This window comes from Chryseobacterium caseinilyticum (assembly GCF_014837145.1).
Classification (GTDB): Bacteria; Bacteroidota; Bacteroidia; order Flavobacteriales; family Weeksellaceae; genus Chryseobacterium; species Chryseobacterium caseinilyticum.
Genome location: NZ_JACYFS010000005.1, coordinates 139,879 through 163,498, shown reverse-complemented (window position 1 = coordinate 163,498; position 23,620 = coordinate 139,879). Strand labels below are relative to the sequence as shown.

Genomic DNA, 23,620 nt, shown 5'->3' with positions numbered 1-23,620 from the left:
TTTTTTGTGTTGAAAAGAGTAAAATGTAAAGAATTTCTTCATAGGCTATAAAATTTTATATTAGATACAAATCTAAACATTTTTAACAATTATCATAAAATTTAAATATATTATTTTGCGAAAATTTTATTAAAAGCAATAAATAACATTTGAATAATAAATTATATTTTTATTAAAGTGTGAATACTCAAGCGTTTCAAAAGGTTTGATCAGAATATTTCAAACAAAAAAACCTCAGAGATTTCTGAGGTTTTAAATAATTATAGAGAAAATTTATTTTTTTATAAACTTAACGGTCTCTGTAATGTCTTTATCTTTAATTGTTATCAGATATGTACCTTTTACCAATTCGGCTACTCTTACCTGATTATTGGCAATATTTCCGGATTTTACCAATTGCCCAACCGCACTGTAAATTTCAAATTTAGCCTTTTCTGAAACTTTTGTGATGTTTAAAACCTCAGTTGCAGGGTTAGGGTAAACCTGAATATTGTTTTGAGTTAATGCTGTTTCGCGTGTTCCTAAATTAGTATCTACAATAACATTATAATCTTCTACTTCACCACTAGGGAAAGTTCCGCATGCAAATGATTCCGGAATACTTGCACCAATAGATTCAGGCGTTAGCAGAACATTTACAATTCTCAATCTGAGAGGCGCATTCAGTTGAGCTGATGCAGGAACAGCGAAAGTACCTGTAACAGGAGTTGTTCCAACAGCCAATAAAGTTGCAGGAAGATTTAATACTCTTTCTGACGCTTCAAATATACCGTTTCTATTAAAATCAATCCATACGGCCATTCCATTTAATGATGTAGCTGTTGCTGTTTTTGTAAGAGAAACACTTATTGAATTATTACTGCTGTTCGGTGCTAAAGCAACTTGTAATGCGGCATTTGTTGTAAAATTAGAATAGGTAGATCCTGTTGTTGTATTATTTACAAGAGCTAGTGTAAGATTTGATATGTAATTTGAAGTAAAAGTCGTGCTTGCTGCCGCACAGTACGGTATCTGAGATGTTGTAAAATTAGTTGAAGGCGAGTATGTACCTGTAACCCCTGAACAAACTGCAGCTACCTGAACTTCGTAATTCGCACCATCATTTAACCCTGTAAGATTTACAGTAGCTACGGTTGATGTTGTTTGTTGCCATGTAGAAGAACCTACAATTCTATATCGGATAACGTAAGTAGCATTTACAAACGGTGACCAGGTTACTGTAGCACCGCTGGTTGTAATTGCACTAACTGTTATTCCTGTAGGAGCAGCACTGGTACAAGGAGCAAAAGCAGCAACCTGTACAGATTTTACAGCATAGAAAACATTTCCTATAGCTGAAATCCTTAATTTGACAGTCTGACCGTTTAATGAGGCAGGGAAAGTAATATTTTCATTACCGTCATTCGGAGTTGAAGCCAGAAGTGTAACCCATGTTGCACCTGTAGGATCAGTTGTATAGTCAATTTTTACATTGGCAACATTATAAGGTGCTGCTGTCGTATTTACAACATTCCAGGTTACGTTAGTAGGTGCTGCTGTATCTGCAAATTGTGTATTGATAATAAAAGGTCCGTCATCACCTGCGTTGATAGTCTGCTCTGCAAACTGTGTCTGCTGTTGAGTTGAAATAGGATGATTATCTCTTACAGTAACAGCAAATTTCATAGATCTTGCGACCATTGGTACAGATTCCCATCCATTATTTGAATTATCCAAAACACCATTTAGAACAGATGACAATTTAGGAAAATAACGGGTTGGACTTGCTGTTGGGGTTAATGATCTGAATGCAGCACCATAAGTGTTCGTACCTAAATTACTTGAATTTGTTGTTTCTGTAGAAGTAGTACCGCTATTGACCTGCTCCCAGGTATAAGTCAATGGATCATTCTGGGCATCAGTGGCAGAAGCTGTTAAAACAAACGCCGTACCTTTAGGAATTGTATAGGTAGGTAAAGCAGCAATAACAGGAGCATCATTAGCTACGGTCGCTTCGACGTCACAAGTTTTTGAAATTAAATTAGCCTGAACCTGGCTGATACTTACTTTATGAAAATATGCATCAGAATTTAGCTGTACATCAGTGGCAGGGCCACCTGTAATTCCTGCATATCCCATAATTGTAGATCCTGAACCCGGCTCTACATTTACACCGGTACCCTCGATTGACATAGAGAAGGTATGGTTTGCTCCCAGCTGGTGGCCAATTTCATGTGCAACATAGTCTATATCAAATAAATCGCCTTGTGGAATTGCATTTGCAGGAGAGGTAAATCCTGAACCTTTTTGCTTGGATAATGATGTCGCTGGCGTTCCTGTTGGGTTTATGCAGACACATCCTATACAACCCGCATTTCCTCCACCACCGGAATCACCGAACAAGTGACCGATGTCATAATTGGCATTTCCAACATTTACACTTAACGTTTGCTGAAGCTGAATATTCCAGCCATTAGCGTTGTTTGAATTTGTATTAGCTGTACCTACAGAAGGAATAGAATATGGATCACTATTTGGATCTGTAAATATTACATTTGTATAATTCTGCAGGTTTAAATGCAATGCAAAATCTTTCTCAAACACAAAATTTACTCTTGTTAATGTTGCATTAATTGCTGTGAGTGCACCAGCAATAGTACCTCCGTGAAAAGCCGTATACTCACCTGTAACCGACATTGCAAGTCTCATGGTTCTGTACTTCTTATCAGACATTTTAGAGTAATCTGAAAGCTGATTAGTGAAAGAACTTCCCGCTTTAGACATTTCCTTGATTTGCTGTACAGCTGCCTGACCTTCGTCTGTAGAGCAGACAAATGCTTTATCACCAGTTTTCTTCGTCTTTAAATGTACTGTGTACAAAGTTTTATCCGGTCCATATGCATCAACAAATTCATATTGATCTCCGGAAATGATCATCGATTGAAAATCGTTTGGTGCTAAAGAAAATCTTATGTTTTTTGAGGGATCATCAAGTCCAACTCCAGTATAAGAACCAAGCTGATATTGATCTGCAAGCTCTTTTACAACTACGGGAAAGCTATAAACAGCAAACCTTTCAATTTTCCCATTTACTGTCGGAACAGAAATCTCAACTGGCTTGGCATTAGCTCCCATCTCCTGAGCATTTTTCAGTTTTGCCTGTAACTGTGGCAGATCTAAGCGATATTGGCCTCCAATTTCAGCAACTTCCGCTTTAGAACTGCGTTTCGAAGCGCCTGCAGCAGGACTCCATTGCGAATACGCAACCCCACTTACAGCACTCAAAAACAAAGCAGTAATCAATTTTTTCATAAAATGAACTATTTTTGAATTATTTATTAATTTTACCTCCCAAATGTAAGCAATATCCAACAATTGACTTATAAGATTTAGTAATTTAACATTTTAAATACATTAGCTACATATCTAAACGAAAAAACCCCTGGATATCCAGAGGTTTTCATAATCAAAAAATGATTTTTATTTTTTTATAAATTTAAGTGTCTCTGTAAGATTTTTATCTTTTACAGTGATTACATATACACCCTTTACAAAATCTGCAACTTTCACCTGTCCGTTTTCTATTTTACCGGATTTTACAAGTTGACCAACTGCGTTATGAATTTCAAATGTAGCTTTGTCTGAAACATTTTGAATATTTAATACATCGCTTGCAGGGTTTGGATAAATATTAAATGTCGGTTTTTTAACATCACTCACAGACAATACCTGATTCGTAAATGCTTTTGTAGCATATCCTCCTATAGCATCACTACCACTATAAATTACAGTTCCCGAACTGGTTGTTAAGGTTACATAACCGCCATCAAGGCTGGAAAGACCATCACCGTATGCATCTGATATTGCAAATACATAACAACCTAAAGGAAGTGTCCATGTTTGAGAGATTAGTGCAGGTAGAACTGGAGTTGTTGAATCTGCATAGGGACCACCACTATAAAGTACCTGACCCGCGGCATTTTTTAAAGTCCATTTAGTTTCTGAACCGTAGAAATCTCTTTGAAGAGCAAAGTTAACTGTCGTAGTATTGTAATAATCCGGAGTAGCTGGTTTGGTATAAGTTCCTGTAGAAGAATTATTTGAAGCTCTCTGATCTGCACCACCGTTTACAGAAGTTATTGTTGTTGTAACTGCCGAAGTAGGTACTGATGGATCAACCGGAATAGTAATTATGCTAAATTTATCTTGTGCCAAACTACCGGTCCATGTATAAGTTTGTGCAGCTCCACCAGCAAAAGTGTATGATATCACTGCATTTGTAAGATTTGCCGTTCCTCTGTTATATAGGCTTAAACGTAAAACTCCTCCACCGCAAACTCCTACTGCACAACCACCATCAATCTTAACTTCAGCGTCATTAGCGAATAATGGTATTGCAATATCTTTAGTTGAAGTTTTCAATGTATTTCTTCTTGGTGAATTATTCATCACAGCTGTTAATCTAGCTGTCTGATTAACTGTAAAAATATTCATACAGGTATCAACAGTGTAATCCATATAATTTTCAATCATATCATTACCAGGATTAGCAGGACAAGAATCTATTGTCACGCAATTGAAATTTGGTGCTGCGGCCGCCGGCGTATCCAGACAAAAATCATTATTGCTGTCTGTAGCATTCACAACACAAGATGAAGTATCTCCCCAAATATGTCTCAATCCTAAAAAGTGACCAACTTCGTGTGTCATCGTTCTTCCTTTATCGTACGGTGCGGACAACATAAATGTACCGTCGTTATAAGTACTGCTTCCAAAAGTGGCGAAATTAGCTACAACACCATCAGTATTTGCTAAACCACCATTGGGATTAAGACCACCAAGACCTGAGTTTGACGGAAATTGTGCATAACCCAAAAGCCCTCCATCTGAAAAATTAACACTCCACATATTCATATATTGTGTAGGATCCCAAATTGTGGTAGGCTTTACATAATCATCAATCTCATCTTGATTCCAGCTATCTTGACATAGATTCACTCTGTTGATTCCGTTTGTAGGATTGCCATTAGGATCAACTTTTGCCAACGCAAACTGAATCTGAGTATCTGCACCCACAGCGTTACTATTGAAACCTGGGGTACCCGCCATTCTTCTAAAATCATTATTCATTACAGTAATTTGTGAAATCACCTGATTATCTGTAATATTAGGAGCAGCACCGACATTCTGTCCACTGTGTATAACATGTATTACCACAGGAATTGTAATAATATTTCCGGTTTGAGATTTATTTGCTTTAGCCTGCTCTACAAGCGGAGCCAACCATGCTTCAAACTCCTGAGTTGACATTCTTTTAGGATATTTGGTCTGCAGGTAATGTTCATACTCATCTGTAGAGCATCTATCGAAACCATGGGAATGTGATCGCTCTTCAGCATTTTTCACTGGGAAATTTCCATTCTTTTTGACCAATTTTCCGGCATCCTGAGCGTTTAGAGCCCCACCAAAAATCATCGATAAGAAAAACAGAAATTTAAACGTAGTAAATTTTCGCATTTTCAAATTATTTTTTACAGTGCAAATATATCTATTTTAAAATTATAAAATATTTAATACAAAAGTAAAGAAAGTTAAAATTATTTAAATTAATTAATATGAAAGCCTATATTTATTTGTCAGCATAAAAAAACCTCCACAAATGGAGGCTTTCAATATGATTCAAAAAAAAATTACTTTTTAATAAATTTTAATCTTTCTGCAAGATTTTTATCACTTACAGTAATTATGTAAACACCTTTTACAAAATCTGCTACATTTACCTGAGCATTTTCAATATTTCCGGCTTTTACAAGCTGACCAACTGCATTGTGAATTTCGAATGTAGCTTTGTCTGAAACATTTTTGATATTTAAAACATCAGTTGCAGGATTAGGATAAATGCTGAAAGTATTTTTTGTTGCCTCGGATGTTCCTAATGTCTGTATTTTAAAATATTTCGTCTGGCTGGTCGCAAAGTGTGATCCTGTTACAAGTGTAGACCCTGTAGTTGACTGAACATTATAAAAACCTCCATAAGGATAGATACCATCTCCGTAAGAATCTGAAATCACAAAGGTGTAACATTCATTGGCATTCAGAGTCCAGTTTTGAGTGATTAATGGCGGATTTACCTGATCTGTATATGGGCCACCGCTGTACACTGTAACGCCAGCACTGTTTTTAAGAGTCCAAGACGTTTCGCTTCCATACTGATCTCTCTGAAGGTTAAACACCACATTTTCGTTTAATCTGGTAGGAGCTCCCATATAATTAACAAATATATTGCTGTTTGACGCTCTCTGATCAGCTACCCCATTTACTGTAGGAACAGTGATATTCATATATCCTCCAGAAGCATTTGTTGGCATTGGCAAAGTAACAATAGCGTATTTATCCTGAGCAAGACTTCCTGTCCAGTTGAAAGTTTGTGACAGATTATTAACTGTGTAATTGATAACCGCAGAAGTCATTACAGCAGTACCTCTGTTATAAAGCGAAACTTTTACACTTTGAGCAGTTGGTGTAGTACAGCTGATAGTAGTGCATTCTCTTTCCAACTTCACTTCTGCATCATTCGGAAACAACGGAATTGCCACATCTTTTGTAGAAGCTTTTAATTCCAGTCGTCTCGGAGAATTATTCATCACAGCAGTGATTCTGTCTTTTTGATTAACTGTATAAATGTTCATACAAGTATCATTAGTGTAGTCCATGTAATTCTGAACCATTTCAAAAACTGAAGGAACCGTACAGCTTGGGATACTCGGGTTACAGGTATAATTCGAAGTATGCGCTGTAGGAGTATCTGCACAGAAATCATCACCACAGGTTGCATCACCCCAGATATGTCTTAATCCTAAAAAATGCCCAACCTCGTGCGTCATTGTTCTTCCTTTATCATAAGGTGCACTAAGCAAAAATGTACCGGTTGTATTGAAATCACTGCTGCCAAAAGTTGCATAGTTGGCTACAACACCATCGGTGTAAGCTTCACCTCCATTTGCATTAAGCCCAGCCAAATTAGAATTTGAAGGAAACTGTGCATATCCCAGCAAACCGGTATTTGAAAACTGTACACTCCACATATTCATATACAGCGTTGGATCCCATATAGTTTCAGGTTTAACGAATGAATTTATCAGAGCCTGTGACCAGTTTGCCTGACAAAGATTTACTCTGTTAATACCATTGGTAGGGTTACCAGCAGGGTCTACTTTAGCCAAAGCAAACTGAATCTGGGTATCTGCACCTACTGGATTACTGTTGAAACCCGGTGTACCTACAAGTCTTCTGAAATCCTGATTCATTACAGTAATTTGCGATTGCACCTGCTCATCTACAATATTTGGAGCAACTCCGTAAGCCTGACCAGCATGAATTACATGTACTACTACAGGGATAGTAACGATATTACCGCTTTGAGATTTATTATTTCTTTCTTTTTCAATTAAAGGAGTAATCCATGCCTCAAATTGATCAGCAGTCATTCTGCCAGGAAAATGTTTTTGTAAAAACTCTTCATATTCTGTAGAGGAACATCTTTCCACACCACCAGCTCTCGCTAATTCTTCAGCAGAAGGATGTGAAAACTCAGCATTTTTACCTGTTTTTACAGACTGCCCAAAAACCATTCCGCCGCTGTAAAAAGCAAATAAAACTGCTGTTTTAAAGATTGTAGATTTTATATTCATAAAGATTCTATTTTTACTACAAATATAATTCAAAATTGGAATTTCCATAAATATTTAACGAAAAAATTTATTAAAAATAAAAATATGGCATCATAAATAGTGTATTTTTACAAAAAATTTAAAATGAAATTACATATTGCGTTGGCCGTAAGTTTACTTACTTTAATTAACTGCAACACAACCAAAACTACCGGAAGTACGATGAATGAAGACAAAAATGTAGTAGGAAAACTCTCGGTTCAAAGAATTTCGCTATCTGAACAGACTCGTGGTACTAACAGATTATTCACCATTACTCCGACTAAAACAGAGACCGACTTGAATGGTAATTTAACAAGCAAAAGCTTATCCCCGGACAGCTGGAAAGTAATTTCGGATAAAATTGCTCAAATAAATCTTGAAGAAATACAATCTTACAAGTCGCCAACAACCAAAAGATACAGTGACGCTGCCTTAGCATCTGTAATCATTATTGAAAAAGACGGAAAAACTTACAGCTCGGCAGATTTTGATTCGGGAAATCCTCCGCAGCAACTTGCAGATGTATATAATGAAATCAAAAATACAGTGGGAACTAAAAAGGGTAAAAAATAATTTCACCCTTTTTTTTTAAAATTTATAAGCCAGACTCCAGGAAAACCCCATATTAAAACTATTGGAACTCCTTCCGAAACCTGGAACAATCATTGGTTCCACTTCATCCTGCTTTGAGGTAGCAATCAAATACCTTGGCTGCATATTGACATCAATGAAAAAATTGGATTCGAAAAGCTGCACTCTTCCTCCTAAGGTTCCTTCAATCCAAAATGAGGACTGTGATGATGCAGGCATAGAAACACTTGCAGAACTTCCACCGAAACCTCTTACCGGAATCGCCATGTATTCCTGTTTATAAAAAGATCCAGCCACTTTTCCTCCACCATAAAAACCGTTGAACTCATTTTCCTTATCTGTTGCCAACATATAAAATGCACCAATCTTGGCAAACGGTCCGTTCGCTGTTGCGTCGTAACCATTTTTCTGATATACATTTTTTTCAAAACCAGCTTCAATAATTGCGTGGATTCTTCCTTTCACTTTAGATGAAATAAAACCCTGAAAAAGCTGACGGTCTGAGAAGAAAGAAACTGTAGTATTCAACACGTCAACACCAACCATAAAGTTGGGTTCGTAGTTCCATTTTTCTTTAGCCTCTTCTTCTTTTTTTTCCTGTGCAGAAATCTGCAGAGTCATCAGACTAAAAAGTAAGGAAAAGATTAGTTTTGTCTTCATTTTCGATAAAGTTTTGTCCGTTTGCTGCTGCGGTTACCTTGCCCGGTGTTACCAATTGTGAATTTACATTCTGATACGTTTTTTTTACACCACAGCCTGGCGATACATATTTTGATGTAGTTGTATAATTTACTCTGACTTTAGATTCCACTTCCGTTCTTCTGGTTTTAAAATACAGATCGGTAAAAGGAGATTCGTCAACTCTTAAAGGAACGATGAGTGAATCTGCGTTGACAGTCCTGCCAAAATCAACGATACGGTTTCCGTAATCTACTCTCAGATAAAGGGAATCTACCGTTCTTAACTGACCACCGGCATTTCTGAATTTTATTTTCATCCTTGGTGTTCCTTCACCGCTTTCGCAGATATCGTCATCTCCGCCGCAACTTACCACGGTTCCGAGACAAAAAATAAGGAATGTATATTTTAAAAACTGCTTCATTTTATTTTGGGTCTAAAGCTTTTTCAATTCTGAAAACAAGATCTTCATAATGGTATTTATTCACAGTATTGTTATCTGTTTTTGCTGCCAGCTCTTTTTTAATTGAATTTAAATTTCCTCTAGCAATTGCTGAAACATCCGTTTTATCAAAAGATTTTGAATCTGCCAGTTTAATCTGCTGATCCACGTAGCTTCTCTGAAGATTTCTCACGTAAACATCAGGATTATCTTTTCTGATAATGGATGTATTTAAATCTGAAAACAACTCGATTAAAGTATATGTTCTAGGATCCACAGTTTCCATCTGAGCCATTTTCTGTAAAACCATCGGGCTCAAAATTCTCGACAAGACTCCATTTTGTACATCCGAAACTGTTCCTGCAGGTGTTTTTCCTGTTTTCTCAAAAATTTCTTTTTTAATCAGCCAATTTGGCGTAGTGAAAATGTTTTCATCTAAAAATTTCATCGCCTCTTTCTGATCTTTTTTCGAAACCGGCTCGTAAACTACACCAGACTGCTCTACATTTTTAGGCGTTTCCATTTCACCGCCGATGTATTTTGAAACATGACCGGAATACCTTTTAAACTGAGTCACCACCTGATCATACATCATTCCGAGATTATCGTAATCTTCGTTTGGTTTTTCAGTCCATTTTTCGAGATTGTCTACGATTCTTTTCAGATTTTTAATTCCGTATGTGCTTGCAATCATGGCGTTGTCACCTACCTGCTCGCTTTGAGATCTCGGGTCAAAAGGATTGGTTTCAGTTCCGAACCAAAGTCTTTCGTTTTTGAGGTTTTTGATGACCCATTTATTTAAAAATTCCTTTTCAGTTTCAGGAGTTTTATATTCATTAAATCTTCTGTAGCCCCACTCAATTGCCCAGTCGTCATAGTCACCAATTCTAGGCATGATTCCGGCATCGCTGATGTTATCTTCCGGCTGTGCAACATAATTAAATCTTGCATAATCCATGATTGATGGCGTGTGACCGTTTTTTTCAACCCACTTTTTATCTCTCAATTTCTCGACAGGAACAGTTGAACTTGAACCGTAGTTATGTCTTAAACCTAAAGTGTGACCTACTTCATGAGAAGAAACAAATCTGATCAGTTCTCCCATCAGCTTATCATCAAAATCTACCATTCTCGCTCTCGGATCGTTTGGAGAAGCCTGTACAAAATACCAGTTTCTCAGCAACAACATTACGTTGTGATACCAGTTGATATGACTTTCCAGAATCTCACCGGTTCTTGGATCTGAAATTGATGGACCTGAAGCGTTCGGCACGTCTGAAGGTTTGTAAACAATCGCAGAAAATCTCGCGTCTTCAAGGCTCCAGTCTGGATTGGTTTTTAAGTCAGGAACTTTTGCGATGATGGCATTTTTGAAACCTGCTTTTTCAAAAGCTTTCTGCCAGTCGTTTACGCCCTGCATTAAATAAGGTACCCATTTTTTCGGAGTTGCGGGATCGATGTAAAATACAATTGGTTTTGCAGGCTCTACCAGTTCACCATTTTTATATTTTTCCAGATCCTGAGGCTTAGGCTCAAGTCTCCATCTTTTAACTAAGGAAACTTTCTTTACACCTTGCGGATCTAAATCGAAATCTGTGTATCCAACAGCAAAATATCCAACTCTCGGGTCGAAATATCTTGCCTGCATTTTGTTCTCGGGAAGAAGAACAAATGAAGAATTCACTTCCACGGTATAATTTCCGCTGATTTTTGGAGCATCCTTTGCCAGTTCCGGTGGCAATTTACCTAAAGTTCTTGCGAAAGTTTTGGTTGTATTGATTTCAATATTTGTGGGATATGATTTCACAAAATTCACAAAAGACATATCTTTCTGAAAAGCTCCAACACGAAAAGCGTCTTTTGCCCAAACGGAGAATGAAGTAAGCTCTGTATCTGCGTTCAAAACATCGGTTACTTCAATTACTGTCGTCTTTTTATTGACTCCATACGTTTTAACATCAAAAGATTTGATGATGCTCTGCACATTATTTCTTGTTACAGAATTGTACATGTCCGAAGTAGAATCTTTCGCATAGTCTACGAAGGATATTGATCTTAAAAGAATTTTGTCTTTCGGTCCTTTTTCGAAAGCAACAACCTGCTGGCCGATCTGGTCGCCGGCATATCCTGACATTCCGGAACGCATTCCTGCAGCTGCTTTTGTTAATCTTGTCACGAGAAGAAATTCTTTTTTCAGTACAGAATCCGGAATTTCGAAGTAATATTTATCGTCAACTTTATGAACTGTGAAAACGCCGTCGTCAGAAACCGCTTTATCTGTAATGATTTCTTTGTAAGGCTTTATCGGAGATTTCTTTTTATCATCTTCCTTTTTTGCTCCAGCAGCAGCTGGTTCTTTCTTTGTAGTGGCAGAATCTTTTTCCTGAGCAAATAAAGTCTGCGTTGACAACATCATTGCAGCGGCAGCCATTGCTAAGCTTATGTTTTTCACGTTTTTCATTCAGTTCTTAAAATTATAATTTCAAAATTAAGCAATTATTTCTTGATAAGCAGAGCAATATTCTCCACGTGGTGAGTCTGCGGAAACATATCGACAGGGAGAATCTTTACCACATCATACTGTTCTTTCATCAAAGCCAAATCTCTTGCCTGAGTAGCTGAATTACAGCTTACATACACCACTTTGTGAGGAGCTAATTTTAAAATCTGCTCTACCACTTTCTGATGCATACCGTCTCTTGGCGGATCTGTAATTAAAACATCTGCCGGTGGATGATTTTCTAAAAACTCATCGTTGAAAACGTTTTTCATGTCTCCACAGTAGAATGTTGTGTTGGTTAGACCGTTCAGTTCAGCGTGTTCGATGGCTGCATCGATGGCTTCCTGTACAGATTCAATTCCGATAACGTGTTTTGCATTTCTGGCAACGTACTGAGCGATGGTTCCTGTTCCGGTGTACAAATCGTAAACGACTTCATCACCTTTCAGATCAGCAAATTCAAGTGTTTTTCTATATAATTCTAACGCTTGCTTATAATTCGTCTGGAAGAATGATTTAGGTCCTATTTTAAATTTCAGTCCATCCATTTCTTCCATTAAAAATCCTTCGCCGAAATACGTTTTCACATCTAAATCATAAATGGAATCGTTCTGTTTCGGATTGATGGCATACACCAAAGTTTTAATCTGTGGGAACTGCTCCAGGAGAAAATCAAAAAGCTCAATGCGGTTTTCTTTTTCTTCTCTGTGAAGCTGGAATAAAACCATCCATTCACCCTTAGAATTCTGTCTCATCATCAAAGTTCTCAGGAAACCTTTCTGAATTTTAACATCAAAAAAGTCTAATCCTTTGTTCTCTGCAAATTTCTTAACAGCCAGACGGATTGCATTGGAAGGATCTTCCTGCAGCCAGCATTCCTTTAAATCTAAAATCTTGCTCCACATTCCCGGAATATGAAAACCTAAAGCATCTCTGCTCCCGAAATTTTCTTCTGAACTGATCTCATACTGAGTCAGCCATCTTGCGTTGGAGAAAGAAAACTCCATTTTGTTTCTGTAGAAATACTGTTCTTCAGCACCCAAAATTGGAACGGTTTCAAAATTTTCAATACCACCGATTCTTTTAATATTATTGTAAACCTCTTCCTGTTTAATTTCAAGCTGTTTTTCGTAGCTCATATTCTGCCACTTACAACCACCACACACACCAAAGTGAATGCATTTCGGCTCCACTCTGAACGGAGATTTCTCAACGAGTTCTTTTACTTCAGCCTCGTAATATTTTGACTTCGACTTTTTAACTCTTGCGTTTACCACATCACCGGGAATCGCTCCGGAAACCAAAACGGTTTTTCCTTCTTCAGTTTTTCCAATGGCTACACCTTTTGCGCCGGCGGCAAATAATTTTATATTTTCAAGAATGACGTCTTTCTTCTTTCTCATAACAATTTCTATCGCTACGGATCTAACTTTCTATTATTGTATCCGTAAAATTTCTATTTTTTCTAATCAACTTTCAGAAACTTTTCAGTTTCAGTCTGCAAAAGTACAAATAAAAAAAACCTTATCCGAAGACAAGGTTTTGATCTATTTTGATATATATATTATTTTGTCTGAGCAGGTTGCTGTTGTTGTTGCTGTTGTGCTGCCATTTCCTGCATCTGCTGCATTTGCTCTGGCGTCAACATTTGCTGTTGCTGCTGAGGATTTGGTGCAGCCATTGGTGCAGATAATCCTGTTTGTTTGTCAAGAATTGAAACCAATTCCGGCTCGCCTAAATTCATGTATGGTCTGCTTGCCACTTTTCCTGCTTTGTCGAGTACGATATAGCAAGGTAATTTGAAACCGTAGATTCCGAATTTTTTTGCGGCGTCAGAGTTTAAACCACCTTCTCCGTAAACATTTGTTCCCTGTACTCCAGTAAACATCGCTTTGCTTGTTTTTGTGAACTGATCTTTTGTATCATCAAGATTTACGAATACAAAATTCATTTTTGCCTTATAGAAATTTACCACTTCTTTCACTACAGGTGCAGTACCTTCTGCGATATAGGGATTCCACGAAGCGTAGAACATTACCACTGTTGGCTTACCTCCATTATCAGAAAGCTTGAAAGCGCTTCCGTCCTGTTTAGTTAATTTCACATCAGGAGCCGCTTCTCCGATTTTAACACCGTTGATGGCAAACTGCATTTTTTTAAGATCTTCTTTTACTGAAGAATCTTTGATGTCTTTTTCAATAATTTCAGAAATTTTAGCTGATGCTTTTGCAGGAGTTCCCAAATGCATATCAGACTGAGCAATCACGAATGCCAAAAGATAATCTTTGGTGGTTTGTGAAAGATCTTTCTTAGTTTTAAGGAAGTCATTGAAAAGTTCTGATGTAGAAATATCTGTTTTTCCTTTTGCTTTAGCTTCAGCAAATTTTTGGAAATCCATGCTGATTTTTGTTAAAAGATACTGTCTGAAAAACGGGCTTGAAGCTACCATTTTTTCTTTGTCTTCCTGAAGTTTGTTTTCGTAATCTGTAAACGCTTTAGAAACTTTGAAAGAAGGATTTCCTGCATTCTGTTGTTTTTTAGACATTTCGTAACCAGCCATTACGTTAAGAATCGCAGTGTTTACATCGTTCTTTTTCCATTCAATAACCTCTTTTCCGGGATTGAATTTCTTTACGTTTTCTTCAATGTTTTTATTTAAATCTGCTGAAATTTTTTGAATTCCTTTAAGAAATGCATCTTCAGTTCCGCTGCTTAATGTCTGAATATCTATCGTCTGACCGTAAGTCATTAAGAATTTCTGACAAGCCTGGTAGAATTCATTATCTGCTTTACCATCTCCGGTTACTGTAAATTCGTTTGGAAATGTAGCAGAATTCCCTGAAATATTGATATTCTGACCTCCTTTTAAGAAAATTAGGTTAGATTTCCCTGCATAATTCATCAGGTACATTCCGTCTTTAGGAGCTTCAAAAGTTCCTGTAAAATTTCCGTCTTTGTCTAAACCGATATTGGTTAACGGTAAAGTAGCCACACCGGAAGCCTCCACAAACTCGATTCTTTCAAGCGGTGAACTTCCTGCGATCTTTCCTTTGATCTCAACTTTTTTTGAACAAGACATTACAAATATTGCAATGACAAATAACAAAAGATATTTCTTCATTTTTGATTTTAAATAATTAGGCAAAAATAAGTTTTTCAAATCAACTATAAACACTGTTTAAACTTATTTTATGAAAGATTTAACTAAAAAATCGTCCTCACAATAGAAGACGATTTTATAAAATTTATTTTAAAACAGATTATCCTCTGTCTGCATAAGCAGCCATGTACTCTCTGTTCATTCTTGCGATATTCTCAAGAGAAATTCCTTTAGGACATTCCACTTCACATGCTCCGGTATTTGAACAGTTTCCGAATCCTTCTTCATCCATCGCTTTCACCATGTTCAGAACTCTTCTCTTAGCTTCTACTCTACCCTGAGGTAAAAGAGCATACTGAGAAACTTTAGCTCCCACAAACAACATTGCTGAACCGTTTTTACAGGAAGCTACACAAGCTCCACAACCGATACATGCTGCTGCATCCATTGCTTTGTCTGCATCTTCTTTAGGAACAGGAATTGCGTTGGCATCCAAAGTATTTCCTGAAGTGTTTACCGAGATAAATCCACCTGCAGCCATTACTCTGTCGAACGCGCTTCTGTCTACCATCAAATCTTTGATTACAGGGAACGCAGCACTTCTCCAGGGTTCGATCACGATAGTTTCACCGTCTTTGAACATTCTCATGTGAAGCTGACACGTCGTAATCCCAGTATCCGGACCGTGAGCTCTACCATTGATGTATAGAGAACACATTCCGCAGATTCCTTCACGACAGTCGTGGTCAAAAGCAATTGGTTCTTTTCCTTCGTTGATTAACTGTTCGTTCAGAATATCCAACATTTCTAAGAACGAAGAATCTGTAGAAACATCTGATATTTTGTAGGTCTCAAACTGACCCTTAGTTTTTGTATTTTTCTGTCTCCAAATTTTCAGCGTAAGATGAAGGCCTTTTTTTGCACTCATAATTATTTATTTATAGATTGGAGATTATTTATAACTTCTTGCTTTAACTTCGATGTTTTCATAGATAAGATCTTCTTTGTGCAGAACCTCATTTTTGATATCATCTCCCTGATATTCCCAAGCTCCTACATATTTGAAGTTAACATCATCTCTTTCTGCTTCACCTTCCGGAGTTGCATGATCTTCTCTGAAATGCCCACCACAAGATTCGTTTCTGTGTAATGCATCGATAGCCATAAGCTGTCCTAATTCGATGAAATCTGCAACTCTGAAAGCTTTTTCAAGCTCTGTGTTCATCCCTTCAGTTTCACCCATTACTTTTACGTTTTGCCAGAAATCTTTTTTCACTTCGTCGATTTCTGCAATTGCTTCTCTTAAACCTTCAGGAGTTCTTCCCATTCCAACCTTATTCCACATAATGTGTCCCAGCTTTTTATGGAAATAATCTACTGAATGTGTTCCTTTATTATTAACAAAGAAATTTACTTTGTCTTTGATCTCTTTTTCAGCTGCGTCAAACTCAGCAGAATTTGTAGGAATTTCTCCTGTTCTGATGTCTGCAGATAGATAATCTGCAATCGTGTAAGGAAGAACGAAATATCCATCTGCCAAACCTTGCATCAAAGCTGAAGCTCCCAATCTGTTGGCTCCGTGGTCTGAGAAGTTAGCTTCACCGACAACGAAACATCCTGGGATTGTAGACTGTAAGTTGTAATCAACCCAAACACCACCCATTGTATAGTGAACGGCAGGGTAAATCTTCATTGGAGTTTTGTAAGGATCATCCGCAGTAATTTTTTCATACATTACGAATAAGTTACCGTACTTCTCCTCGATCCATGCTTTTCCAAGATCATAAATCTGCTGATCTGTAGGATTGTTGATATGTTTTTCAATAGCGGCTTCTTTACCTTTTTTCATGATTTCTGTAGAGAAATCCAGATAAACACCTTCTTTAGTATCGTTATTTTCGATTCCGTAACCGGCATCACATCTTTCTTTACCAGCTCTGGACGCGACGTCACGGGGAACCAGGTTACCGAATGCAGGATATCTTCTTTCCAAATAATAATCTCTGTCTTCTTCTTTAATATTTTCAGGTCTCAGCTTCCCTTCTCTGATGGCAACTGAATCTTCAATATTTTTGGGAACCCAGATTCTTCCGGAGTTTCTTAATGATTCAGACATCAAAGTCAGTTTAGACTGCTGTGTTCCGTGAACCGGAATACAGGTTGGGTGAATCTGAACATAACAAGGATTTGCGAAATACGCTCCTTTCTTATGAATCTTCCAAGCTGCAGAAACGTTTGAACCCATTGCATTGGTCGAAAGGAAATAAACATTTCCGTAACCTCCTGAAGCAATTACCACTGCGTGAGCTGAGTGTCTTTCGATCTCACCTGTTACTAAGTTTCTGGCAATAATTCCTCTTGCTTTTCCGTCCACGATTACCAGTTCAAGCATTTCGTGACGGTTGTACATTTTCACTCTTCCTTTACCGATCTGACGGCTTAATGAAGAATATGCACCTAATAATAACTGCTGACCAGTTTGTCCTTTTGCGTAGAAAGTTCTTTTAACCTGAACTCCACCGAATGAACGGTTATCTAACTGTCCGCCGTAATCTCTTCCAAATGGAACTCCCTGAGAAACACACTGGTCAATAATATTGGCAGAAACTTCAGCTAATCTGTAAACATTAGCCTCTCTTGCTCTGTAGTCACCACCTTTAATGGTATCATAGAATAATCTATATGTAGAGTCACCATCACCCTGATAATTTTTAGCAGCGTTGATACCACCCTGAGCAGCAATAGAGTGCGCTCTTCTTGGTGAATCCTGGTAACAGAATGCCTTTACATTATATCCCTGCTCAGCCAGAGTAGCTGCTGCAGAACCTCCTGCCAAACCTGTACCTACAACAATAATATCAATCTTGTCTCTGTTGTTTGGTGCAACAAGGTTCATATGGTCTTTATGATTTTTCCATTTATCCTTAAGTGGACCAGCAGGAATTTTTGAATCTAATTTACTCATATTAGTATATTGAAAATTATTGAGTTACGTAATGAAAAACTGCGATGATAATAAACCCAAGCGGAACAATTACCGAAAACCAAAAACCAATCGCTTTGATTACCGGTGTATATTTTGGATGTCTAGCACCAACAGACTGGAATGATGACTGGAAACCGTGAGCTAAGTGCATTCCTAAAAGAACGAATGAAATCACATAAAGCACCACTCTCCAGATGTCGTGAAATTTATGGTGAAGCTCGTCCCAGTATCTTGTTTCGTCGGGAGTATTGGCCTGAATAAATTTATAATCCAGTTCCGGAAACCAGAAATCGTAAAAGTGTAAAGCAAAGAATGCTAAAATTACAGCACCTGAAATAATCATATTTCTCGATACCCATGTAGAATTTGCCGAACCGTTGTTGTTGGCATATTTTATCGGACGCGCTTTGTTGTTTTTGATTTCAAGGATGAATCCCATAATAAAATGGAAAAGAACCCCGATGGCAAGCACAGGCTGCAAAGCGTACTGAACCAAAGGATTGTAACCCATAAAATGAGCGACTTCATTGTAAACATCAACGCTAAAAATCGATGTGATGTTAGACGACACGTGTATCACCAAGAAACTCAGCAGAAACATTGCCGAAAGTGCCATTGCATACTTCCTACCTATAGTAGAACTTGTTAAACCTGCCATAATTAGCTTTTAATTTGAATTTCCACAAAATTAAGAAATGTTAACAAGACTAAAAACTGATGAATCTCACTATTAGGCAGTTTGTAATGTTTCTAAATAAGATTGTTCACGGCTTTTTCAGCCACATATTCAGCAGGATTTTAAGTTTATTTTAATGGATAAATTTTACCTTTAAAAACAAACATTTCGGAAGACGGAGGAATTGTTTTTATTTTAAATTCTTCAATTCTACGGGATGACAGATAGGGATTAATAATATACTGCTGAATTTTATCTTTTTCATTTTCCGAATTCAACCAAAATTCCACGCGATTTCCGGTTTTTACCGAGATGATGATTTCTTTTTTGTAATGATGTACGAGTAATTCATCCTTTTGATTTTCAATGATATTAAATGATATTCTGATGATAAAAAATAGGGAAACGGCAAGAATCACATTTGAAATATTTCTCAGATTAAATTTACTGAGCATGAACTTCAATAAATACACTATTCCGAAAAGAATAAAAACCTCAGCAAGATTCATCGGAATATTTTCGAAGAAGACCGAATCGAAACCGGCAAACCAGTGAATGATTTTGAGCAGCATCTGAATCACAAAGTCATAAATCAGATTTATAAAGTAGAAATCTAAATTTAAACCAATCAAAGCCGTCATCAGGAAAGACAAAATGATAATCGCTTCAGAAAACGGAACGATGAAAAAATTCGCCAGAATTGAAATCAATGAAAACTGATGAAAATAATACAGAACCAATGGCAAAGTTGCCAGCTGCGCAGAAATGGAAATTGAAATGGTGTTAAAAATGAGCTTCTTAAAATAATTATCCTGTCTCGGGAGGTATTTTAAAATCGGTTGATTGAGCCAGTAGATTCCTAAGACCGCAAGAAAACTTAACTGAAATCCGACATCGAAAATCTGCTGCGTATCAATGATTAAAATGATGAACGCCGAAAGTGCCAAAGAATGGAGCAGATCCGGTTTCCGCTGGAGCAGAACATAAATAAAATAAACCGAAATCATAGTACAGGAACGCACCACAGAATTTCCAAACCCAATGAAAACTGCAAAAATCCAAATGAAAATGAGACTGATGACGATCGCATATTTTTTAAACCTTACCGGTGAAAACCTCATCATCAGGAAATAAAACATTCCAAAAATGACAACGATATGCGTTCCCGAAATCGCCAGAAAATGTACCAAACCAGAACGGTTGAAATCCTGAACGGTTTCAGAATCTATTTCGGTTCTGTCTGCCAGAATAATTCCTTTTAAAAATTCACGGCTTCGGAAATTCATTTCAGAATGATCGATTTCCTGTAAAGTTTCAAGCCGTTTCTGCCGGATTTTTTCAGTTAAATCTAAATCATTTCTCGGAGCAGACGAAATTTCGCCATTGACAAAACACTGATAATAAATATTTTTTCTCTGTAAATATTTCGAATAATTAAACTGGAAATCATGCTCGGGAGATTTTGGCTGAATAACATAAGTTTTTGCTTTGTAATAATGGTTGAAATCTAATTCCTTCTGATCTTTTCCAACACTTAAAACTGCATCAAAAGATTTTTGCCCCACCTGAGCCACAACTTCATATTTCTTATACTTTTCGTTGGAATTCAATTTTTTTGAAACTTTAAAAACGACGGTTTCGTTTGTCTTTAAATTTAAATTTTCAGATTTCGAATTATTATAAAAATGAAAAGAAATTCCCAATCCGAAAAACAGGATGGGTAAAAAAAAATTTCTGATTTTAAACAAAACATTATTCTTAAAAAAAAGCAATCCTGAAATGATGAGCAAAGACAGCAGAATCCCGAACACCGGTTTTTGCCCAAAAGAGAAATGATCCTGAAAGAAAATCCCGAGGATAAAAGAAATGACAAGAATCAAAAGAGGCTGCCTGTTCAAAATCACCTGTGTTTGAACAAACTAAATTAAAAAATTTTAGAATATGAAAGTTAAAATATTTCTACTTTTTTTAGATTTAAGATAATATCGGCTGCATTTTCACTTGCTCCTCTCCCACCTAATTTTTCTCTTAAAAGTTTGAAATCATCAAACATTTTCATTCTTTTTTCGCCTTCAATAATGAGTTTAAGCTCCCCAACAAGATTTTTTGTACTGAGCTCGCTTTGAATTAATTCTTTCACTACTTCCCTGTCCATAATCAAATTCACCAATGAAATATATTTGATATTCTTCACAAGTCTTTTGGCTATGGCGTAAGAAATTTTGCTTCCGCGGTAACAAACCACTTCCGGAATATTCAGCAAAGCCGTTTCCAAAGTTGCCGTTCCTGATGTGACCAAAGCAGCTTTCGAACACCTCAGCAAATCATAGGTTTTGTTGGAAACGAAATGTACATTTTCATCCACATATTTTTGATAAAAAGATTGATCCAGACTCGGCGCACCTGCAATTACAAACTGATAATTCTGAAAATGAGGACGCACAGACAGCATAATTTCCAGCATTTTTTCTACTTCCTGTTTTCTGGAACCTGGCAGAAGAGCGATAATTTCTTTTTCGTTTAAACCATTTTCAGATTTAAAATCATCAACATTAATTTCATCTAAATTTGAAATGGCATCTAAAAGCGGATGGCCTACAAAATGAGATTTTACATTATGTTTTTGGTAAAACTCTTCCTCAAAAGGCAAAATCACCATCATTTCATCCACATATTTTTTGATGATTTCCACACGGCCTTCCTTCCACGCCCAAAGTTGTGGCGAAATGTAGTAAACTACTTTAATTCCCAATTCTTTTGCAAATTTTGCAATCCTCAGATTGAAGCCCGGATAATCTACTAAAATCAAAACATCTGGCTTATTATTTCTGATGTCTTCTTTACAGATTTTAATATTGTTTAAAATGGTTCTCAGATTCATCGCCACTTCAAGAAAACCCATAAATGCGAGGTCGCGGTAGTGTTTTACCAAAGTTCCTCCCTGCTTCTGCATCAGATCTCCACCCCAAAACCGAAATTCTGCGTTGGAATCTTTTTCCTTTAAAGCTTTCATTAAATTGCTCCCGTGCAAATCTCCGGAAGCTTCACCTGCGATGATGTAATATTTCATAAATGATGAATGATGAGCGATGATTGATTTTCTAAATTTCAAATATCAAACCTTAAATTTCAAATTTGAAATGAGTAAATTTGCTTCAAAGATAATGATTAAAAATGTCAGAAGAATTTGAAATAAAAAATAAAGTGGCCGCCAGCGGATTAATCAACTTTGACCTTACCGATCTGGTTCCGAAAGGTTCAAGAAAAGGGATCGACCTTAAAGATTTTCTTTTCATGGAAATGGTTTTAAAGGAAAAGGATTTCCGTGAAAAGGTAGCTGCCATCGACATTGAGGATTACAGAGATTCGTTTGTTTATGTTTACAATTCTGCAGATGCGATTGTTCCGCTCTGGGCCTATTTTTTAATCACCGCTAAACTCAGTGATGTTACCAGAAAAATCGTTTTCGGAAACCTGCAGAATTTAGAAGTCATTCTGATGCACGACGCTATTTCCAGTCATGATTTTTCTGAAATGCAGGGAAAAAGAGTTTTGGTGAAAGGCTGTTCAGACAAAGAGATTCCGGAAAATGCTTATGTGGAACTGGTGGAAAAAATTCAGCCCATTGTAAAATCTCTGATGTTTGGTGAAGCCTGCTCGAATGTTCCTATTCTGAAGAATTAATTGATGAATAAATATCTTACGGGTCTTTTACTTTTTTTAACCTTTCTCGGAATTTATGCTTGGGGAAGTTTTGCCAGAATTCCCTTTGCCGATTGTGTGGGATTTGTACTGACGGTTGAACAGGGAGAGTTCGCGACAACTGCTACTGCTACTTCTCATTTTCTCTACGTTAATACTGCGATTTTAATCAGAGATATTTTTAGCCTCAACGGAATTGAAGCCAACCGGATTCTAGTGATCGTATCCGCAGCTTTATCTGTAGCCATCGTGTATTTCAGTGTTTTATCTTTAAAAGCGAATACCTTAACAGGTGTTGCAGCGGCCGTGATTTTTGGTTTCAGTTTCAGCTTTTGGAGAAATGCAGAAATTCCTGAAGTGTATACCTACAACTGTTTTTGGATTTCTCTGTTTTTTCTAAGTATGATCAGAAGTTTCTACACTGACAACAAAAATTATATAATTTTCAGCGGATTATTTTTAGGCATCTCATTATGGGTTCATATTCAGAATGTACTTTTGATACCCGGTTTTATTATTTTCATTTATTATCTGAGAAATCATAAAAAGGAAGCCGGCCTGTCTTTACTGCTTTTTTTTACCCTGTTTTTCTCGCTTTTTGTTCTCAACTATGCTCAGGGATTACAACTCAATTCTCCTTATTCATCAGATCAGGGTCAGTGGGTTGAAGAATCTTTCAAAAAAACACTTACCCAATACATTTCAGATTTTATAAAATCTGTTTTCTACGTGATTTATAATTATACCATCTACATATTTTTCGGAATTGTTGGTATTCTTACGCTGTACAGGAATAACAGAGAAATGTTTTATGTTTTCCTTGTATCTTCTTTTTTCGTCTATGGTTTTTCAACATTTTATGCCGTGACAGATAATTATGTGTTTTTTCTGCCCTTCAATATCATTTTCGCAATCGCCATCGGATACGGACTGATGCACAGACAAAAAATGTTCAAAAAAATATCTTTTGCTGTGCTTTTAATTCCGGTGTTTTACATTTTGTCTTATTTTATTGCCGGACAGACAGATCAAGGAAAAGAAATTGATGATTTTAAAGGCTATAAAGGCGGACTTGCCTATTATCTTTTACCATGGATGAATGACAGTAAAGGAATTCTGGAATTTGTTATCGATAAAAAAACTGCTCCTGAACCGGTTAACTGGATGACCAACTCGGCCGAAGAATACGTGGAACTCCTAAGAACCAAAGGATACACCGATGAGCAAATCAGACAATTTTAGATTCATTAAATT

16 protein-coding genes are annotated in these 23,620 nt (G+C 36.9%); 3 read left to right on the top strand and 13 right to left on the bottom strand.

From position 1 onward, the window contains the following. Nucleotides 1-273 precede the first annotated feature (273 nt). The 3 genes from IC610_RS15490 to IC610_RS15480 form a co-directional block, all read right to left on the bottom strand. Nucleotides 274-3,291: a reprolysin-like metallopeptidase gene (locus IC610_RS15490; RefSeq protein ID WP_191737663.1), complete on the bottom strand. Its 3,018-nt coding sequence runs from the start codon at nucleotides 3,289-3,291 to the stop codon at nucleotides 274-276. A gap of 168 nt (nucleotides 3,292-3,459) precedes the next feature. Beyond that, nucleotides 3,460-5,496, bottom strand: coding sequence for a M43 family zinc metalloprotease (locus IC610_RS15485; RefSeq protein WP_191737662.1), 2,037 nt, complete (start codon nucleotides 5,494-5,496; stop codon nucleotides 3,460-3,462). Between the two features lie 173 nt (nucleotides 5,497-5,669). Then, nucleotides 5,670-7,670, bottom strand: a complete 2,001-nt coding sequence (locus IC610_RS15480; protein ID WP_191737661.1) for a M43 family zinc metalloprotease — start codon at nucleotides 7,668-7,670, stop codon at nucleotides 5,670-5,672. A 123-nt stretch (nucleotides 7,671-7,793) separates the two neighbouring features. Here IC610_RS15480 and IC610_RS15475 point away from each other — a divergent pair, with 123 nt between their 5' ends. Further along, complete coding sequence (locus IC610_RS15475; RefSeq protein WP_191737660.1) at nucleotides 7,794-8,264, top strand: hypothetical protein; 471 nt, start codon at nucleotides 7,794-7,796, stop codon at nucleotides 8,262-8,264. 15 nt (nucleotides 8,265-8,279) lie between these two features. Here the strand turns inward: IC610_RS15475 and IC610_RS15470 are convergent, their stop codons facing one another. The 10 genes from IC610_RS15470 to lpxB form a co-directional block, all read right to left on the bottom strand. After that, entirely contained in the window at nucleotides 8,280-8,942 is a 663-nt protein-coding gene (locus tag IC610_RS15470) for a DUF6048 family protein (protein ID WP_191737659.1), read from the bottom strand. Further along, nucleotides 8,908-9,384 carry a hypothetical protein gene (locus IC610_RS15465; protein ID WP_191737658.1) on the bottom strand — a complete coding sequence of 159 codons (477 nt, stop codon included), beginning with the start codon at nucleotides 9,382-9,384 and terminating at the stop codon, nucleotides 8,908-8,910. Before IC610_RS15465 ends, IC610_RS15470 begins: the two co-directional genes overlap by 35 nt. 1 nt (nucleotide 9,385) lies before the next feature. Then, nucleotides 9,386-11,854 carry a zinc-dependent metalloprotease gene (locus IC610_RS15460; protein WP_317173442.1) on the bottom strand — a complete coding sequence of 823 codons (2,469 nt, stop codon included), beginning with the start codon at nucleotides 11,852-11,854 and terminating at the stop codon, nucleotides 9,386-9,388. Nucleotides 11,855-11,898: 44 nt separating this feature from the next. Continuing rightward, entirely contained in the window at nucleotides 11,899-13,305 is a 1,407-nt protein-coding gene (gene rlmD, locus IC610_RS15455) for a 23S rRNA (uracil(1939)-C(5))-methyltransferase RlmD (RefSeq protein WP_191737656.1), read from the bottom strand. Nucleotides 13,306-13,466: 161 nt separating this feature from the next. Then, the gene (locus IC610_RS15450; protein WP_191737655.1) at nucleotides 13,467-15,023 is read right to left on the bottom strand and encodes a TlpA family protein disulfide reductase; all 1,557 of its coding nucleotides are present in this window, start codon (nucleotides 15,021-15,023) and stop codon (nucleotides 13,467-13,469) included. 139 nt (nucleotides 15,024-15,162) lie between these two features. Further along, nucleotides 15,163-15,930: a succinate dehydrogenase/fumarate reductase iron-sulfur subunit gene (locus IC610_RS15445; RefSeq protein WP_191737654.1), complete on the bottom strand. Its 768-nt coding sequence runs from the start codon at nucleotides 15,928-15,930 to the stop codon at nucleotides 15,163-15,165. 24 nt (nucleotides 15,931-15,954) lie between these two features. Beyond that, complete coding sequence (locus tag IC610_RS15440) at nucleotides 15,955-17,967, bottom strand: fumarate reductase/succinate dehydrogenase flavoprotein subunit (RefSeq protein ID WP_191737653.1); 2,013 nt, start codon at nucleotides 17,965-17,967, stop codon at nucleotides 15,955-15,957. A gap of 16 nt (nucleotides 17,968-17,983) precedes the next feature. Next, nucleotides 17,984-18,646, bottom strand: coding sequence for a succinate dehydrogenase cytochrome b subunit (locus IC610_RS15435; RefSeq protein ID WP_191737652.1), 663 nt, complete (start codon nucleotides 18,644-18,646; stop codon nucleotides 17,984-17,986). A 146-nt stretch (nucleotides 18,647-18,792) separates the two neighbouring features. Continuing rightward, nucleotides 18,793-20,568, bottom strand: coding sequence for a ComEC/Rec2 family competence protein (locus IC610_RS15430; protein ID WP_317173441.1), 1,776 nt, complete (start codon nucleotides 20,566-20,568; stop codon nucleotides 18,793-18,795). Between the two features lie 44 nt (nucleotides 20,569-20,612). After that, a complete protein-coding gene (gene lpxB / locus IC610_RS15425) occupies nucleotides 20,613-21,734 on the bottom strand; it encodes a lipid-A-disaccharide synthase (RefSeq protein WP_191737706.1) in 1,122 nt (373 codons plus the stop codon). A gap of 104 nt (nucleotides 21,735-21,838) precedes the next feature. On the opposite strand from lpxB, the gene IC610_RS15420 reads away from it, so the two are divergent. Together IC610_RS15420 and IC610_RS15415 are read left to right on the top strand one after the other, a co-directional pair. Continuing rightward, entirely contained in the window at nucleotides 21,839-22,348 is a 510-nt protein-coding gene (locus IC610_RS15420; protein WP_191737650.1) for a DUF2480 family protein, read from the top strand. A 3-nt stretch (nucleotides 22,349-22,351) separates the two neighbouring features. Continuing rightward, complete coding sequence (locus IC610_RS15415) at nucleotides 22,352-23,608, top strand: protein O-mannosyl-transferase family (RefSeq protein ID WP_191737649.1); 1,257 nt, start codon at nucleotides 22,352-22,354, stop codon at nucleotides 23,606-23,608. Nucleotides 23,609-23,620 lie beyond the last annotated feature (12 nt).

Coding starts and splice junctions, on each gene's coding strand:
- IC610_RS15490 (WP_191737663.1), bottom strand. CDS start 3,291: ATGAAAAAATTGATTACTGCTTTGTTTTTGAGTGCTGTAAGTGGGGTT.
- IC610_RS15485 (WP_191737662.1), bottom strand. CDS start 5,496: ATGCGAAAATTTACTACGTTTAAATTTCTGTTTTTCTTATCGATGATT.
- IC610_RS15480 (WP_191737661.1), bottom strand. CDS start 7,670: ATGAATATAAAATCTACAATCTTTAAAACAGCAGTTTTATTTGCTTTT.
- IC610_RS15475 (WP_191737660.1), top strand. CDS start 7,794: ATGAAATTACATATTGCGTTGGCCGTAAGTTTACTTACTTTAATTAAC.
- IC610_RS15470 (WP_191737659.1), bottom strand. CDS start 8,942: ATGAAGACAAAACTAATCTTTTCCTTACTTTTTAGTCTGATGACTCTG.
- IC610_RS15465 (WP_191737658.1), bottom strand. CDS start 9,384: ATGAAGCAGTTTTTAAAATATACATTCCTTATTTTTTGTCTCGGAACC.
- rlmD (WP_191737656.1), bottom strand. CDS start 13,305: ATGAGAAAGAAGAAAGACGTCATTCTTGAAAATATAAAATTATTTGCC.
- IC610_RS15450 (WP_191737655.1), bottom strand. CDS start 15,023: ATGAAGAAATATCTTTTGTTATTTGTCATTGCAATATTTGTAATGTCT.
- IC610_RS15445 (WP_191737654.1), bottom strand. CDS start 15,930: ATGAGTGCAAAAAAAGGCCTTCATCTTACGCTGAAAATTTGGAGACAG.
- IC610_RS15440 (WP_191737653.1), bottom strand. CDS start 17,967: ATGAGTAAATTAGATTCAAAAATTCCTGCTGGTCCACTTAAGGATAAA.
- IC610_RS15435 (WP_191737652.1), bottom strand. CDS start 18,646: ATGGCAGGTTTAACAAGTTCTACTATAGGTAGGAAGTATGCAATGGCA.
- lpxB (WP_191737706.1), bottom strand. CDS start 21,734: ATGAAATATTACATCATCGCAGGTGAAGCTTCCGGAGATTTGCACGGG.
- IC610_RS15420 (WP_191737650.1), top strand. CDS start 21,839: ATGTCAGAAGAATTTGAAATAAAAAATAAAGTGGCCGCCAGCGGATTA.
- IC610_RS15415 (WP_191737649.1), top strand. CDS start 22,352: ATGAATAAATATCTTACGGGTCTTTTACTTTTTTTAACCTTTCTCGGA.